The organism is Microcystis sp. LE19-41.2A, from assembly GCF_027530405.1.
In the GTDB taxonomy this organism is placed as follows: Bacteria; Cyanobacteriota; Cyanobacteriia; order Cyanobacteriales; family Microcystaceae; genus Microcystis; species Microcystis aeruginosa.
In genome coordinates this window covers 1-13,510 of sequence record NZ_JAPZQJ010000166.1, presented here as the reverse complement: position 1 = coordinate 13,510, position 13,510 = coordinate 1, and the positions used below count along the sequence as shown (strand labels likewise).

At 45.0% G+C, this 13,510-nt stretch carries 15 protein-coding genes and 3 tRNA genes; 5 read left to right on the top strand and 13 right to left on the bottom strand.

What is annotated here, in order from left to right:
• Positions 1-225: 225 nt before the first annotated feature.
• Entirely contained in the window at positions 226-546 is a 321-nt protein-coding gene (locus O9290_RS07145; RefSeq protein WP_353852130.1) for a protease inhibitor I42 family protein, read from the top strand.
• Positions 547-600: 54 nt separating this feature from the next.
• Entirely contained in the window at positions 601-1,512 is a 912-nt protein-coding gene (locus tag O9290_RS07140; RefSeq protein ID WP_002761124.1) for a C1 family peptidase, read from the top strand.
• Positions 1,513-1,851: 339 nt separating this feature from the next.
• Here O9290_RS07140 and O9290_RS07135 read toward each other — a convergent pair whose 3' ends face one another.
• The gene (locus tag O9290_RS07135) at positions 1,852-2,775 is read right to left on the bottom strand and encodes an AAA family ATPase (RefSeq protein WP_002761127.1); all 924 of its coding nucleotides are present in this window, start codon (positions 2,773-2,775) and stop codon (positions 1,852-1,854) included.
• Between the two features lie 254 nt (positions 2,776-3,029).
• Here O9290_RS07135 and O9290_RS07130 point away from each other — a divergent pair, with 254 nt between their 5' ends.
• Entirely contained in the window at positions 3,030-3,548 is a 519-nt protein-coding gene (locus tag O9290_RS07130) for a hypothetical protein (RefSeq protein ID WP_002761128.1), read from the top strand.
• 6 nt (positions 3,549-3,554) lie between these two features.
• On the top strand, positions 3,555-3,827 hold the full coding sequence (locus tag O9290_RS07125) for a hypothetical protein (RefSeq protein WP_002761130.1): 273 nt from the start codon (positions 3,555-3,557) through the stop codon (positions 3,825-3,827).
• Here the strand turns inward: O9290_RS07125 and O9290_RS07120 are convergent.
• The 8 genes from O9290_RS07120 to O9290_RS07085 all read right to left on the bottom strand — a co-directional run bounded on the left by O9290_RS07120 (position 3,824) and on the right by O9290_RS07085 (position 8,674).
• A complete protein-coding gene (locus tag O9290_RS07120; protein ID WP_288055758.1) occupies positions 3,824-4,747 on the bottom strand; it encodes a bifunctional riboflavin kinase/FAD synthetase in 924 nt (307 codons plus the stop codon). The genes O9290_RS07125 and O9290_RS07120 overlap by 4 nt on opposite strands.
• A 140-nt stretch (positions 4,748-4,887) precedes the next feature.
• On the bottom strand, positions 4,888-5,601 hold the full coding sequence (gene rplA / locus O9290_RS07115; RefSeq protein ID WP_043999247.1) for a 50S ribosomal protein L1: 714 nt from the start codon (positions 5,599-5,601) through the stop codon (positions 4,888-4,890).
• A 55-nt stretch (positions 5,602-5,656) separates the two neighbouring features.
• Positions 5,657-6,082, bottom strand: coding sequence for a 50S ribosomal protein L11 (gene rplK, locus O9290_RS07110; protein WP_002761138.1), 426 nt, complete (start codon positions 6,080-6,082; stop codon positions 5,657-5,659).
• Positions 6,083-6,085: 3 nt separating this feature from the next.
• On the bottom strand, positions 6,086-6,703 hold the full coding sequence (gene nusG / locus O9290_RS07105) for a transcription termination/antitermination protein NusG (protein ID WP_002761140.1): 618 nt from the start codon (positions 6,701-6,703) through the stop codon (positions 6,086-6,088).
• Positions 6,700-6,936, bottom strand: a complete 237-nt coding sequence (gene secE, locus O9290_RS07100; protein ID WP_002761141.1) for a preprotein translocase subunit SecE — start codon at positions 6,934-6,936, stop codon at positions 6,700-6,702. The genes nusG and secE overlap by 4 nt, the downstream gene beginning before the upstream one ends.
• A 124-nt stretch (positions 6,937-7,060) precedes the next feature.
• A tRNA-Trp gene (locus tag O9290_RS07095) sits at positions 7,061-7,133 on the bottom strand.
• Between the two features lie 101 nt (positions 7,134-7,234).
• Positions 7,235-7,597, bottom strand: a complete 363-nt coding sequence (rplS, locus tag O9290_RS07090) for a 50S ribosomal protein L19 (protein WP_002738040.1) — start codon at positions 7,595-7,597, stop codon at positions 7,235-7,237.
• Positions 7,598-7,825: 228 nt separating this feature from the next.
• The gene (locus O9290_RS07085; RefSeq protein ID WP_002761143.1) at positions 7,826-8,674 is read right to left on the bottom strand and encodes a carbonic anhydrase; all 849 of its coding nucleotides are present in this window, start codon (positions 8,672-8,674) and stop codon (positions 7,826-7,828) included.
• 168 nt (positions 8,675-8,842) lie between these two features.
• Here O9290_RS07085 and psbN point away from each other — a divergent pair, with 168 nt between their 5' ends.
• Entirely contained in the window at positions 8,843-8,974 is a 132-nt protein-coding gene (gene psbN / locus O9290_RS07080) for a photosystem II reaction center protein PsbN (protein WP_002736132.1), read from the top strand.
• Here psbN and O9290_RS07075 read toward each other — a convergent pair.
• The 4 genes from O9290_RS07075 to O9290_RS07060 all read right to left on the bottom strand — a co-directional run bounded on the left by O9290_RS07075 (position 8,971) and on the right by O9290_RS07060 (position 12,945).
• The gene (locus tag O9290_RS07075; protein ID WP_288055755.1) at positions 8,971-11,979 is read right to left on the bottom strand and encodes an alpha-mannosidase; all 3,009 of its coding nucleotides are present in this window, start codon (positions 11,977-11,979) and stop codon (positions 8,971-8,973) included. The genes psbN and O9290_RS07075 overlap by 4 nt on opposite strands.
• A 365-nt stretch (positions 11,980-12,344) precedes the next feature.
• Positions 12,345-12,416: transfer RNA gene (locus tag O9290_RS07070), tRNA-Thr, on the bottom strand.
• Positions 12,417-12,424: 8 nt separating this feature from the next.
• Positions 12,425-12,509: transfer RNA gene (locus tag O9290_RS07065), tRNA-Tyr, on the bottom strand.
• Between the two features lie 133 nt (positions 12,510-12,642).
• On the bottom strand, positions 12,643-12,945 hold the full coding sequence (locus O9290_RS07060; protein ID WP_002761157.1) for a ferredoxin: 303 nt from the start codon (positions 12,943-12,945) through the stop codon (positions 12,643-12,645).
• Between the last annotated feature and the right edge of the window lie 565 nt (positions 12,946-13,510).

Sequence of the window (13,510 nt, the reverse complement as noted above, 5' to 3'; positions counted from 1 at the left end):
AAATGGGGCGAAAGTCTGTGGACTCTGTGTAAGACAGTACATGGTTTTTTAACTGTGGTATGCGACGGTGGTGGAAGCAGAAACTTAAATCGTGAGGTTTAGGAATCGCCGCACTTTTAGGGCGGCGAGGATGTCAAAACTCTAATCCTCGTGCTTTCCCCGGTCTTTTCCCAGGGCTGTGGGGCAACCAAGTGGAACCCGAAAGAAGGGAACGGTCAAGATACAATGCTAACCCTTACTCGCACTGACAACGGCAAATCCATCACCATGCAGGTCAACGACCTGCTGCTACTGTCCCTCGACGAGAATCCCACCACTGGCTTTCAGTGGGCGGTCGATGGTGTCGGGAGCGATTTAGTGGAGCTGCAGGCCTCTGAGTATGTACCTGCCGGGGAGTCGAAAGTCGGCGGGGGCGGTCAGAGAGTCCTGACCTTTAAAGCGCAACGGGCTGGGATAGACCAACTAAGGCTTAAGCTCTGGCGAGAGTGGCAGGGAGAGCCGTCAATTGTCGAACGATTTACCGTCACGCTCCAAGTCCGAGAGTAAAGGCTTCTCAGATAGCCAAGGGCTAGTGAGTAACGACTTAGGAGGAAAGGAAAAATGAGTGAAACATTTGTAATTCCCGCAATGGGATGGTTGCCTGACTATCCCGATATTCGTGATGTCACTTTTCAATCTGAACGCGTACCGTCCAAACTGCAAGCTTTGGGACAGCCATCTGTCAAGCAAATGCTGGCCAAAGTGGGAGCAACGACATCTGCCCCAGCAGCGCTGCCAGCCAGCGTGGACTTGAGGCCGTGGTGTTCCCCCATGGAGGATCAACAAACTATCGGTTCTTGTACGGCCCACGCCGGGGTCGGACTGGTGGAGTATTTTGAGCGGCGAGCTTTTGGCAAACACATAGATGCCTCGCGCCTCTTTCTTTACAAAGTGACGCGCAACTTGCTCAAATGGACGGGAGATACGGGGGCCTTCTTGCGCTCAACAATGTACGCCCTCACCTTGTTTGGCGTACCACCAGAAGAATACTATCCCTACAATATCGCTGATTTGGACAAAGAGCCGTCGGCATTCTGCTACGCTTTTGCCCAAAGCTATCAGGCGATTTCCTACTACCGCCTCGATCCGCCCGGGACGGCAAGAGACGCACTGTTAGCTCGGATTAAAACCGAATTGTCGAAAGGTCTGCCCTCGATGTTTGGCTTTACTGTTTACAGTTCTATCAGTCAGGGCAACACGACCGGCAAGATTCCTTACCCGACTCGGGGCGAACGGGTTGAAGGCGGTCACGCCATTGACGCAGTTGGTTACGACGACAACCTCAAGATTAAGAATACTAACCCCGGTGGCATTGAAACCACCGGTGCCTTGCTGATTCGCAACTCCTGGGGGACTGGCTGGGGAAGCGCTGGCTACGGCTGGCTGCCCTACAAGTACGTCCTCGATGGTCTGGCAACTGATTGGTGGTCGCTAATCAAGAGTGAGTGGGTCGATACGGGACAGTTCGGATAGGAGACCGATTCGATAAGGTGTGAGGGGCAAAATAAAGGCTTCTGGTGAGTTTTTTCAGAATAGGGGGGACGCTGGGAAAACTCACCGTTTGTTGAATTTTTTAGGGGAAGCTTTGTGACATACCCATCGCTAAAAGCGAGGGCTTCCTGCTTCCTCCGTTTTGATTACTGTTCTGGCATGGAAAGATGGTCAAAAAAAGTAAAAACAGAAGCACGTTCAAAATGTTTTTACTCCAGCCTTTAATGAGCTAAGGCGATACTAGCAATTAATGGATCGGCTCTACCAATTTGGCCGAATTTAGAAATACCCTGTAACTTACCATTCATCGATAACTGAAATTTAAGCATAGATGCGATCCTCGATCGCCACCGATTGCAGAAGTCTTTCCACGATCGCTTTAGCTTGACGACCGTGACTAGGAATCAGACGATGGCAGAAGACGTAGGGAGTAATAAACTTAACATCATCGGGGATAGCATAATCGCGACCTTCGAGGAAAGCGTAAGCTTGAACTGCTTTTTGCAAAACCACACAACCCCGGGGACTGACTCCTAAACTAATATCTTCGTGATCACGGGTAGCGCGGACTAAATCGACGATATATTGCTGTAAAGCAGGAGCTACCCGGACCAGACTAACTAATCTTTGCAATTCTCCCACCTGTTCTAGGGAAATACAAGCTTCTAGGGATTTAACCGTCTCTTGAGAATGCTGTCTTTGTAACATTTTTAGTTCTTCTGTGGCGCTGGGATAACCCAAACTCAGGCAAACGGCAAAACGGTCCATTTGCGCTTCTGGAAGCGGAAAAGTGCCTTGATATTCGATCGGATTTTGGGTGGCGATCACAAAGAAGGGTTGGGGGACCGGCCGCGCTTCTCCATCGACGGTAACTTGTTTTTCTTCCATGACTTCTAGAAGTGCCGATTGAGTGCGCGGGGTGGCCCGGTTGATTTCATCGGCCAACAGGACGTTAGCAAAAGCGGGGCCGGGGATAAATTCAAATTCGCGACTGTTGGGGTTCCAAATCGTGGTTCCCGTGATATCACTGGGGAGGAGGTCGGGGGTGCATTGTACCCGTTGGAAACGACCGTTAATTGAACGCGCTAAGGATTTAGCTAAGAGGGTTTTGCCGACTCCGGGGACATCTTCGAGGAGAGCGTGGCCACCACTGAGTAAAGCCACCAGCACAATGCGAATCGATTCGGTTTGGCCGACGATGCTCTGGCTCAAATTTTCCATCAAAATATCAATAGCGTCTCTCATAGCACAAATGGGGGATTTTGTCAAGAAGATTAATGTTAAGTTTTTTTGATCTTAACGATTCTTTTCCTAATTTGCCCAAACTAGCGAGAAAAGTTGACAGACAATGGCGGGAAATTTTCTGCTAGGGAGCTAATCGGGGTTAGGGTGGCGAGCAGGGAGAAAATTAGTTAAGAATTGTTGCCAGTGGGCGAAATCAAGATTTTCAGTCGGTTCAGTACGGTAAAATCGAGAAGAATTTCTCTTAATCAGTGAAGATGAAAGCCAGTTCACTCGTTTTTAGTCTTGTTTTAGGAATCGCTGCCAGTACATTAACCAATAGTTTACCCGAAAATTTGACTTTCAATTCTCGGAAAATATTGGCTCAAGATCAGGCTCCTTCCTGTCCCCTTCCTCCAGATCTTGCCATCACTTTTCGCAATAGTGAATGTCAGGCAATTACCCTAGAAAAACCCCAGACTTTCTTCCGTTATTATAGTGACGAAAATTACAAAAAAGGTCGTTTTCTGACCACGGATCAATATACCACCAATGTGGAGGTGATCAGAAATTTAGCCCTCGATCAAAAGTGGAATCCTCCCAATCAAGCGACCAAAGTGGTATCGGTGACTTTACCTGCGGGAACAACGGTTTATCAAGGAATTGTCGCCCCCCAGAATCCGGCTGATTGTTATCCCGGTGGTGGTCAGCAAACTTTTATTAAAGACTCGCGAGATGCCAATATACAATGGGGAGAGGGGCGAGCAATAACGGTTACATCTCTTTCCTGTCGCTAGAATATTATGGAAACGAACATGAGGGAATTAATTCAATCAATTGACCAAGCTATTACCGTGGCCGAACAGATGCGGAAAACAGAAAGATCGACTCGGATTGAGGGTTTAATTTCTGTCCTGAAAACCATCAAAAGTCAGGCTTTAGCTGGTCAATTACCACCGTCTCAAGGCATTGTTACCCTAGGATTAGCGCGAGAAGTAGCTGATTGGATCGATTCCCTTGATTCTCCTTTATTGAAAGCGGTGGGTAAAGTGGAAAGAGAATACCAAAAATATTAGGAGTTGTCGGTGACAGAAGTTAGAATTAACCGAGAGCGATCGCAGTCTATCTCGATCTGATTTTTTAATCGATCGAGAGAATTAAATTTCTGTTCTGGTCGCAGGAATTGCACTAAATCCATCGTTAAAATGCGATCATATACATGGCCCGACCAATCCAATAAATGGATTTCCACACTGATAGTTTTTCCCTCGATCGTGGGACGATAACCGATATTCATAACTGCCGGTAAGCGAGAACCATCAAGAGGCACCCAACCGCAATAAACCCCGAATCGCGGCAATAATTTATCGGGGGGAACCTGTAGATTAGCGGTATGAAAACCTAATGTTCTGCCCAGCTGTTGCCCGACGACCACGCGACCGGTTAAACTGTAGGGACGACCTAACATTTGCCCAGCTTGCTCAACGTTTCCTGCTGCCAAAGCTTGACGAATTAGGGAACTACTAATCCGACCCGCCCCACAGTTTTTTAAACCAACAATCTCGACTTTAATATTAAATTGAGAGGCGATCTGTAATAAATCTTCGGCTGTACCTTGACGACGATAACCGAAGTGAAAATCTTGACCAACACTGATCGATTTAGCCTGTAATTTTTCTACTAAAATCTGTTCGACAAAAGCCAAGGGAGTCAGGGAAGCTAATTCAGCCGAAAAAGGCAGTAAAACTAATTGTTTAACGCCTAAATTCTCTAAAACCTCCACCTTTTCCCCTAGAGGAGTTAATAATTGCCATTTTTCTCCCGTAAAAAATTCCCGCGGGTGGGGAGTAAAACTAACAACGGTGGGATAAGCGGGGTCATCCTGAAAAATTGGCTGTAGGACGGTTTGATGACCTAGGTGCAAACCATCAAAGTTACCAAGAGCGATCGCACTAGGGGCTAAAATACGGGTATTAGGGGAATCTACAATCCACACGCTGGCTCTAAGAACAGATACAAGAGAATAGTTCAAGCGATTAATCTTGAGTGTAGCCTTTTGATTCTATATCAATCGGGCGATCAAGCCAAAAAAACGCCCCCAATTACTTGGAGGCTTTTTCAGAAAAAATAACTGTATTAACCTTCTGCTAATTTCAGATCCCGCAGCGCGCTAATATCCACTTGAATCGATGGCCCCATGGAGGAAGAAACATAAACCGTGCGCCAGTAACGCCCCTTGGCCCCGGAAGGCCGGTTTCTGTCCACCGTTTCCTGTAAAGCTTTCAAATTGATTAACAAATCCTCGGCACTAAAAGAAGCTTTGCCAAATTGAACGTGAACGATCCCGGTGCGATCGGCCCGGAATTCCAATTTACCCGCTTTAAACTCAGAGATTGCTCCCGTTAAATCCGTGGTTACGGTTCCCCCTTTCGGTGAAGGCATTAAACCCCGCGGACCGAGTTGACGACCTAATTTAGCCACTTTCGGCATCATATCGGGGGTGGCGATTAACACCTCGAAATCCATCATCCCCTTGGCGATTTCTTCGATTAATTCTTCCGAACCAACGATATCGGCCCCGGCGTTGTTCGCTTCCTGTACCTTTTCCCCGCGAGTAATGACCGCTACTCGCACCGTGCGTCCGGTTCCTTTGGGTAAACTTACCGTTGTCCGCAGTTGTTGGTCGGTATATTTAGGATCGATACCTAAACGAATATGAGCTTCGGCGGTTTCGTCGAATTTCGCCGTCGCTAATTCCTTTAATAATGTCAGTGCCTCTAATGGCTCGTAGGCTTTATTTTCTACCTTAGCCTGGGCATCTCGCAAACGTCGTGAAACTTTTTTTACCATCTGATTTGTTGCTCCTTGGGTAATAACGAAGCTTAACTTCTCCCCGAAATAAGATTTAGTCTGAGATCTTGACACCCATATTTCTGGCCGTTCCCGCCACAATATTCATGGCCGCTTCGATGTCGTTAGCGTTAAGATCGGGCAGTTTAGTTTGGGCGATTTCCCGTAATTGGTCGCGGGTAATGGTGGCGACAAATTTCTTGTTGGGTTCGTTGGAACCTCTTTCCACACCGGCCGCTTTACGGATGAGAACGGAAGCGGGGGGAGTTTTGAGGACAAAGGTAAAACTCCGATCCTCAAAAACGGAGATTTCCACAGGGATGATCATGCCGGCCTGATCGGCGGTTTTAGCGTTGTAATCTTTACAGAACGCCATAATATTTACCCCGTGTTGACCCAAAGCAGGACCGACCGGAGGAGCAGGGTTAGCCTTACCAGCAGGTAAAGCTAGTTTAATAATTGCGACGACTTTTTTAGCCATGATTTAGTTTTGTTTTTCGACTTGATTAAATTCCAATTCGACCGGGGTATCCCGACCAAAAATGGAGAGCAGGGCCTTGAGTTTGCCGCGCTCGGGACTAACTTCGATCACTTCCCCTTCAAAGTCCTTAAATGGACCAGATAGAACCAAGATTTGATCGCCAACTTCCATATTGATTTTGACGACGGGTTCTTGAATCTGAGCTTGTTTGAAGATGCGATCGACTTCTGACATACTCAAGGGTAGCGGGGTGACGTGACCGCGGCCGCGTCCGTAGTGGCGCTTTTGTTCGGCCCCAACAAAGTTGATCACGTGGGGGGTGTTTTTGACCACCTGCCAAGCGTCATCATCCATGATCATTTTGATCAGGACATAACCGGGGAAGACTTTTTCCTCACCGTGTTGCCGTGAACCATCCTTGCGGACTTTGACGGTGGCCGCTTGAGGAATCTGAACTTGTAGAATGCGATCGGCCACATCGAGGGTGTGGATGCGCTGTTCCAAATTGGCTTTGACCCGTTTCTCACAACCGGAAGCCACTTGCACGGCATACCAACGGGGTTTTTTCGGTAGGCCGCTGAGATTGACTTCTTCGGGAAACTGCTCTTCTTCTAGATTCATGGGAACACCTTCCCCGCACCCCAGGCAAAGAATTTATCAATCAGATAGATGAGAGTGGCTACCAAAGTCACCATTAACATCACGGCCGCCGATTCACTCAAAAGTTGCTGACGGGAAGGCCAGACGACTTTGGCGAGTTCTTCTTTGCTTTCATTGACGAATTCCTTGACCTGAAAGGAGCTTCCCTCTTTCTTGTCGCTCGTGTCTTTTTCTAGGGTTTCTTTTTTGGCCACGATCGCTACTCCTTAAAATGATACTCAAGCTATCCTTAACTTATCATTTTCACCGGACAACCCACACTAACCCCCAGACATTTAGATTATGTCCTTTGCAGTTATCGGCTTGGTGATTACCAAACGCGCCCTGGAGGACTTGAACCCCCGACATCAGGTTTTGGAGACCTGCGTTCTACCAACTGAACTAAGAGCGCCCATTCGCTAAACTATTTGGCTTTTTTAAGGCCTTTATTTATTATAGCGTAGTTGTTGGCGATTGAGCAACTTTCTTGGTTAGGCTGTCGCCGGAAAATTTTTAGAGAGGGCGATCGAAACGTTCTTGTACCCTGGTGGCTTTGCCAACCCGATCGCGCAGATAGTAGAGTTTCGCCCGACGTACTTTACCACGACGGATGATCTTGATACTGGCAACCCGCGGCGAGTGGAGCAGGAAGACTCTTTCTACTCCCACACCCTGGAAGACTTTGCGTACTGTAATCGTTTCGTTGATACCGCCATGGCGTTTGGCGATGACAATGCCCTCGTAGGGCTGAATCCGCTCTTTATCTCCTTCAACGATTCGCACCCCTACCCGGATCGTGTCACCGACATGGATAATGGGCAGATCGCTCTTGAGATACTCGGCTTCGATTGATTTGATAATCTCTTCCGTTTTCATCGGCTTTCGTAAAACTGACAGTTTTCCATCATACCATATTTTTTGAGTAAAAAGCAATAGCTATTAGCTTTCCTAACACTGAGCGTTGCTGACTTGCCGATGCTGTCACCAGATGTTAGGCTGATTGTCCCGGATTACGGTCATTATCCACCGGGAAGGCTCTTGCCCTTAACTGCCACTCTAGAGACGGTAATAAGCACATCTCTAGAGAATTTCTCTAATCCCTAATTAACTTCTCGAACCGCGATAAATGCGATCAGCTTGGGAGGGGTCTAAATAATTATAGCCCGGTTTTTGGGTTGAGGAGCCATTCTTTTTCGCCACAGTATTAACCGCAGGAGTCGCTTTTTTTACGTCCGCATGAGTCCGGATATAATCCTCAGAAATCTTGAAGGGATGACTATTGGGAAGGTGACGACTAGAGGGTAAATTGTCTGCTGCTTCGGGATGGGTAATTTTACTATGGGGAGCGACAAAATCGTGTAGGATGGGATCATAGGCTAAAATTTCGCCAGTTTCAATCCGAAAAATCCAACCGTGTAGAGATAATTTACCCTGATGTAATCGGGAACGAATAATTGGATAGCTTTGCAAATTACTTAACTGGTTGAGAACATTTTCTGCTACTGTCACCTCGATCAGTTCTTCTCCTTCTAGTTCTTTGTAATTATCCTTAACTAAACGTCGAGTAGCTTCTGCTTGCTTTAACCAATCGTAAACTAAAGGCATTTCATCGGCCAGACTCTGCAATTTTAATAAACCTTTCATCGCTCCACAATGGGAGTGACCGCAGATAATCACTTGCTCGATGCCGAGAGCGTTGATAGCATATTCTATAGATGCACCTTCACCACCATTGGTTGCTCCGTAGGGAGGAATTATATTTCCCGCATTACGAATTACGAATAATTCCCCCACCTCCGCTTGGGTAATTAGGTTAGGATCGATACGGGAATCGGAACAGGTGATAAACAGTATTCTCGGTTTTTGTCCGTGGGAGAGTTGCTCAAATAATTGCCGATGTTCATCAAAATAACCACTCTGGAACTTTTCTAGTCCCTGTAGGAGTTTCTTCATAATAATTTTTCTGGTTTAGTTTGATCGCTATTGAGTCGATCCTTTCAGCATTATCGGGCATGAGATAACAGCAATGCAACTGGCCAGATTAGCGATCGCTATCGACGGCGAGATCGGTTATATTTTGTTAAGATAAGATACAGACTGTATCTAAGCAAATTTTATTTTATGGAAACTGCAACAATTTTGGGTGTTTCGATCGCTGCCGCTTTGGTGGGGATTACCGCTTTAGCTCTTTATACCGCTTTTGGACCGCCAGCAGCAGAATTAAGCGATCCTTTTGAAGATCACGAAGATTAATTCTTTAATAACCATGTGGCTATTTGCCAAGGAGAAATTTGCTCCATAGGATCGATCGCTCTTTCTAAACCGTCGATCGATTCTTTTATTGTTAATTGTAATTGATTTTGCCAATCAATAACAGCGTTTTCTCCCTGACATTCATAAACGCGCATTACCCAACCCCGAAAGGATGTTTCACTTTGTTTTAAACTCATTAAAATTAAGTTATCGGCCGAGAATTTTAACCATTGTGCCACGGGTGGCAACTGGTTTGATTGAGAAGAATTAGTAATAAAAACAACGGTGACAGGTGAGTTTAACTGCCAAGCGTGATGGACAGTTTTCGCCGTTTTCCAGTCCCCTTGGTGGGGATATATTGCATAGGTAAATTCTTGTTTCCCCAGATCCGCCTCGGAATCGGGCCAGCGGGGACTTCTCAACAGAGTTAATCGCAGTTGCTGGTTAGTAGCATCATAGCCATATTTATTATTATTTAAAAGACTAACCCCATAGTTTGCCTCTGTATCGGTTAAATCTGCCCATTTATGCGCGTAAACTTCCCATTTTGGTGATTCTGGTTCGTGGGAACGCTCGATCGCACCACAGGCAATTTCATAGGTGGTAAAATCGCTGTTTAGGGTGAGAGGAAAAGCGGTTTTTACTAAAGTATGTTCCTGCTGCCAATTAACAATAGTTTTAATCTGGAGAATAGGAGAATCTTTTTCTAAGATATAATCTTGACAAAATTCCGAATCAGCTAAACTTCTGATCACGCGAATCTGCCAGCGCAAGGCACCACATTCTAAGCATTCGATCGATTTTAATACTGTTTTAGGTAAGGGATATTGTTGATAATTAGGATCGATATTCCAAGCGTCCCAATATTGTCCTTGATCTTTAAATCCCTGTAATTGGTTCCCCGCAGCTTGCAGGATTTCTTTTTGATTAATTATATCAAATATACTATCTATATCCCCCGTTTCCGAGTTAATAGTAACTTTAAGCAAGCCATTATCTAAAATAAATTGGCAGTTAGTTAAATTTTTCTCGGTTGCTTGCTGATTGGGAACTAACCAAAATAACTTATAACCCACAGCAGGAATATTTTCAGCGATAAATAACAGTTGATTGTCGTGGGATAATTGCGAAGGACAGAGACAATTATTTAAGTCATAAACCGAGCAATTTACAGATTCTACAGCTAAAGAGATAACCTGGGATCTTTCCCAGTTAAGAGAATTAAAAACTAGAAAAGGTTTTGCTTGAGGATGGGGGGGATTAGGTAAATTAATTTGAGTGGCAATTGCTTGTAAAGCTTGATCTAAAATTGCTTCACCTGTGGTGATAACTTGCTGCCATAACTGATTGGCATCCCTAAACACTTCTGGGATAGAAGTACCAGGCAGTATATCATGAAACTGATTTAATAAAACCTTTTTCCAGGCGGATTCTATCTCGACTTTCGGATAGGGAATCTCTAGTAAAATATTAGCCAGAGAAGACCATAATTCTCCTTGATACAAGAGGATTTCACAGTAACGATTATAGGCCTTTTGGTCAGCGTGGGTAGTATAACAACCGCGATGGAATTCTAGATATAATTCATCATCCCAGATAGGGAGATTACTTGTCTCCAGACTGTTCAGATAAGTTGTTGCTTGGCTAAATTTTAACTGGGGGAAAAAAGGAGATTTTTGCCAACGTTGGGCTACCTCTAACATATCACGAGTCGGACCGCCGCCATGGTCGCCAACACCTGGCAGCCAAAAAATATCTTTTAAGCCGGTTTGCCGTTCCCAATTGAGAGCATGATCGGTCATAATAATTGGGTTAGTATCCATAACTCCGGCAACATTGGGAGGAGACATTAGGGAAAGAATTTTACTGCCATCGGGAGATTGCCACCAGAAAAAACCGTGGGGAAATTTAGTCGTATCATTCCAATGTAGTTTCCCAGTTACAAAATATTTGATGCCAAAGGATTGAAGAATTTGCGGCAATTGGTAGGGAAACCCAAAGGTATCCGGCAGCCAAGCAGTTTCAGTGATTTGTCCAAATTTTTCTTGAAAATATTTTTGTCCATAAAGTAGTTGTCGAAATAGGGATTCTCCGGAGATCAAATTGACTTCTGGTTCTACCCACATCGCGCCCAAAAGTTCCCAAGATTGCCCTTTATATGCCTCTAGAATTGCTTGAAACAGGTCAGGATGATGTTTTTCTGTCCAGTCGTAAATTAGGGGGCTAGAATGACCAAATATGAGGGCAGGGAAATCTTTTTGGAGGTTTAAAACCGAGATAAAAGTGTTTTGTGCCACTTGCCAAGTTTCTGCCAACGGCCACAACCAAGCCATATCCAAATGTGCATGACCGAGAAGATGAAAACTGCGTTCTTTGAGAGGTTGAGCGAGGGGTTGTAGGGATTGACGAATTGATTCTAGGGAGCGATTAAATTTATCTTTGTTGGTGACATTATCCCAGTCAATATTATCGAGAGTAGCGGTAAAAGCCGCTAATTTTTCAGGATAAAAAGTTTGCAGATAATTATGGAGAATGGTTAATTCATCAGCGACAAAACTAGGATCGATCGCTTGGCTATATTCATAGATTAACTGCGATTTCATCAAACCACCAATATCATGATTGGGACTGACTAAACGCAGAGTAACAAGGATTTCTTGACCAGTAGAGACCGAGTTGGAAAGTAAAATGCGGGTGGAAGAATCAAAGAGGTCTCCTGCTTGGATAAATTGATTATTAACATAAATTTTGACATCTTCCGCCCACCAAGTTAAGATTAATCTCAGTTCCATTCCCTCTAAAGGATAACCGGCTAAATGTTCGGGGACAATAATTTTTTGAGTTAGATATTGGATTTGTCTGCCGGCAGGCCAAATAATGTATTGTTTTTCATTGAGGGTGACGGGTTGAATTGGTTTTCCCGCTGCTGTAGCGATAAACCAATTTTTCTGAACATCTCTGCGGGTGAGGTGAGACAGTTTAGCGATGTTGTCGAGGGGAGACATGAGCCAACAAATAAGTTAATTTTGATTATTTTAAGCGATCGAGGACTAATTGCCCTAGGGGAGAACTTGTGTTAACGCAATAGTGCTGAAGACTTACTTAGGGTTTGCGGCAAAAAGTTTTTCGGTGGGGGTAGGGTGTGGGGTGTGGGGTGTAGGGTGTAGGGTTTTACCCATTTTCAGGGGGTCAATTACCTAATTTTCAGGGAAAAAGTCCCTAAATTTACCCCCCGATCCCTCCAATGGCCGGTACTTTTTGATTTCAAAAAAGCCTAAAAATATTATCCAACAAGGTTTTTAGATTTATTCAGCAAGCCCTACTCAATCTCATCCTTCAACGGTTTATTGAGAATGAGCAGGGAAGAGAAAGCCCGTGATGAGGATTGAACTCATGACCTCACCCTTACCAAGGGTGTGCTCTACCACTGAGCTACACGGGCATTGATCGTGGTGGGCCGGGCCGGATTCGAACCAGCGTAGGCGTAGCCAACGGATTTACAGTCCGCCCCCATTAACCACTCGGGCACCGACCCATTAATTCCACGATTAACAATCATAGCACCCTTAGCTAAAACACACAAGTGTTTAGGGAAAAAATTTTTGAGCCATAAAATAACTCCCGTTAAAGCCATGGCTTTAACGGGAATTTTCTGATAATCTTGAAGATTACTTCAAAGCGTCTTCTTCCTTGTGGGTGAGGATCACACAGTCAGAGGTAGGATAGGCGACGCAGGTGAGGACATAACCCGCTTCAATTTGATCGTCATCTAAGAAGGATTGATCGGATTGATCGACAGTACCAGATTCAATTTTACCTGCACAGGTGGAGCAAGCTCCTGCGCGGCAGGAATAAGGTAAGTCTAGTCCTTGCTCTTCAGCTACATCGAGAATGTACTCATCATCGGGAACCTCAATTGTAGTATTAAGTCCTTCAGATTCATTTTTCAGGGTGACTTTATAAGTTGCCATCGGTTGTTCCTCTTAATTAAATGCTAGTGAAAGCGGCAGTCTCTACAATTGCCTCTCGCTCGTAGTCAGATTGAACGATTGGAGCGAGTTTCATTTTTGATACTACGGGAAAATCTGCCTGACTCAGCCTTGCATTAGTAATGACAGTCTTAAATAAACTTAAAATAAAATTTACTTATAGATCTAACCAGGAATTCTTGACGCTCCTTGCTCGATCTCTAGATAATTTCATCGATCTACAATCTAGCTAAACTAACCAATACTAAGCATTTGGAGCTATAATGTTAATTGTTTTTTTAGCCTTAAGCCGATTTTTGTTAAATATTAATTTAACTTATGGTTAAGATAGATGTCGATGAATTGTCTTTAACCCAGCCAAGAAATTGCTTTTCGGCACTACTGCCGGTAACACATCTAGGGAAACTTTGACATCCTCGCCGCCGTAAACGGACGGTGATTCCCAAACCTCACGATTTAGGTTTCTGCTTCTTTCCCTTGCGGGGTTCCGCACCTGCCGCCCCAGATTTACTCTGTTCTGGTCTTATGGTCGCTCTACAGACTGACA

What these genes read in the sequence shown, in the direction of transcription:
- O9290_RS07140 (WP_002761124.1), top strand. Translation starts at nt 601, where the DNA reads ATGAGTGAAACATTTGTAATTCCCGCAATGGGATGGTTGCCTGACTAT.
- psbN (WP_002736132.1), top strand. Translation starts at nt 8,843, where the DNA reads ATGGAAACTGCAACAATTTTGGGTGTTTCGATCGCTGCCGCTTTGGTG.
- rplS (WP_002738040.1), bottom strand. Translation starts at nt 7,597, where the DNA reads ATGAAAACGGAAGAGATTATCAAATCAATCGAAGCCGAGTATCTCAAG.
- O9290_RS07130 (WP_002761128.1), top strand. Translation starts at nt 3,030, where the DNA reads ATGAAAGCCAGTTCACTCGTTTTTAGTCTTGTTTTAGGAATCGCTGCC.
- O9290_RS07060 (WP_002761157.1), bottom strand. Translation starts at nt 12,945, where the DNA reads ATGGCAACTTATAAAGTCACCCTGAAAAATGAATCTGAAGGACTTAAT.
- O9290_RS07085 (WP_002761143.1), bottom strand. Translation starts at nt 8,674, where the DNA reads ATGAAGAAACTCCTACAGGGACTAGAAAAGTTCCAGAGTGGTTATTTT.
- O9290_RS07135 (WP_002761127.1), bottom strand. Translation starts at nt 2,775, where the DNA reads ATGAGAGACGCTATTGATATTTTGATGGAAAATTTGAGCCAGAGCATC.
- O9290_RS07075 (WP_288055755.1), bottom strand. Translation starts at nt 11,979, where the DNA reads ATGTCTCCCCTCGACAACATCGCTAAACTGTCTCACCTCACCCGCAGA.
- O9290_RS07125 (WP_002761130.1), top strand. Translation starts at nt 3,555, where the DNA reads ATGGAAACGAACATGAGGGAATTAATTCAATCAATTGACCAAGCTATT.
- O9290_RS07145 (WP_353852130.1), top strand. Translation starts at nt 226, where the DNA reads ATGCTAACCCTTACTCGCACTGACAACGGCAAATCCATCACCATGCAG.
- nusG (WP_002761140.1), bottom strand. Translation starts at nt 6,703, where the DNA reads ATGAATCTAGAAGAAGAGCAGTTTCCCGAAGAAGTCAATCTCAGCGGC.
- rplA (WP_043999247.1), bottom strand. Translation starts at nt 5,601, where the DNA reads ATGGTAAAAAAAGTTTCACGACGTTTGCGAGATGCCCAGGCTAAGGTA.
- rplK (WP_002761138.1), bottom strand. Translation starts at nt 6,082, where the DNA reads ATGGCTAAAAAAGTCGTCGCAATTATTAAACTAGCTTTACCTGCTGGT.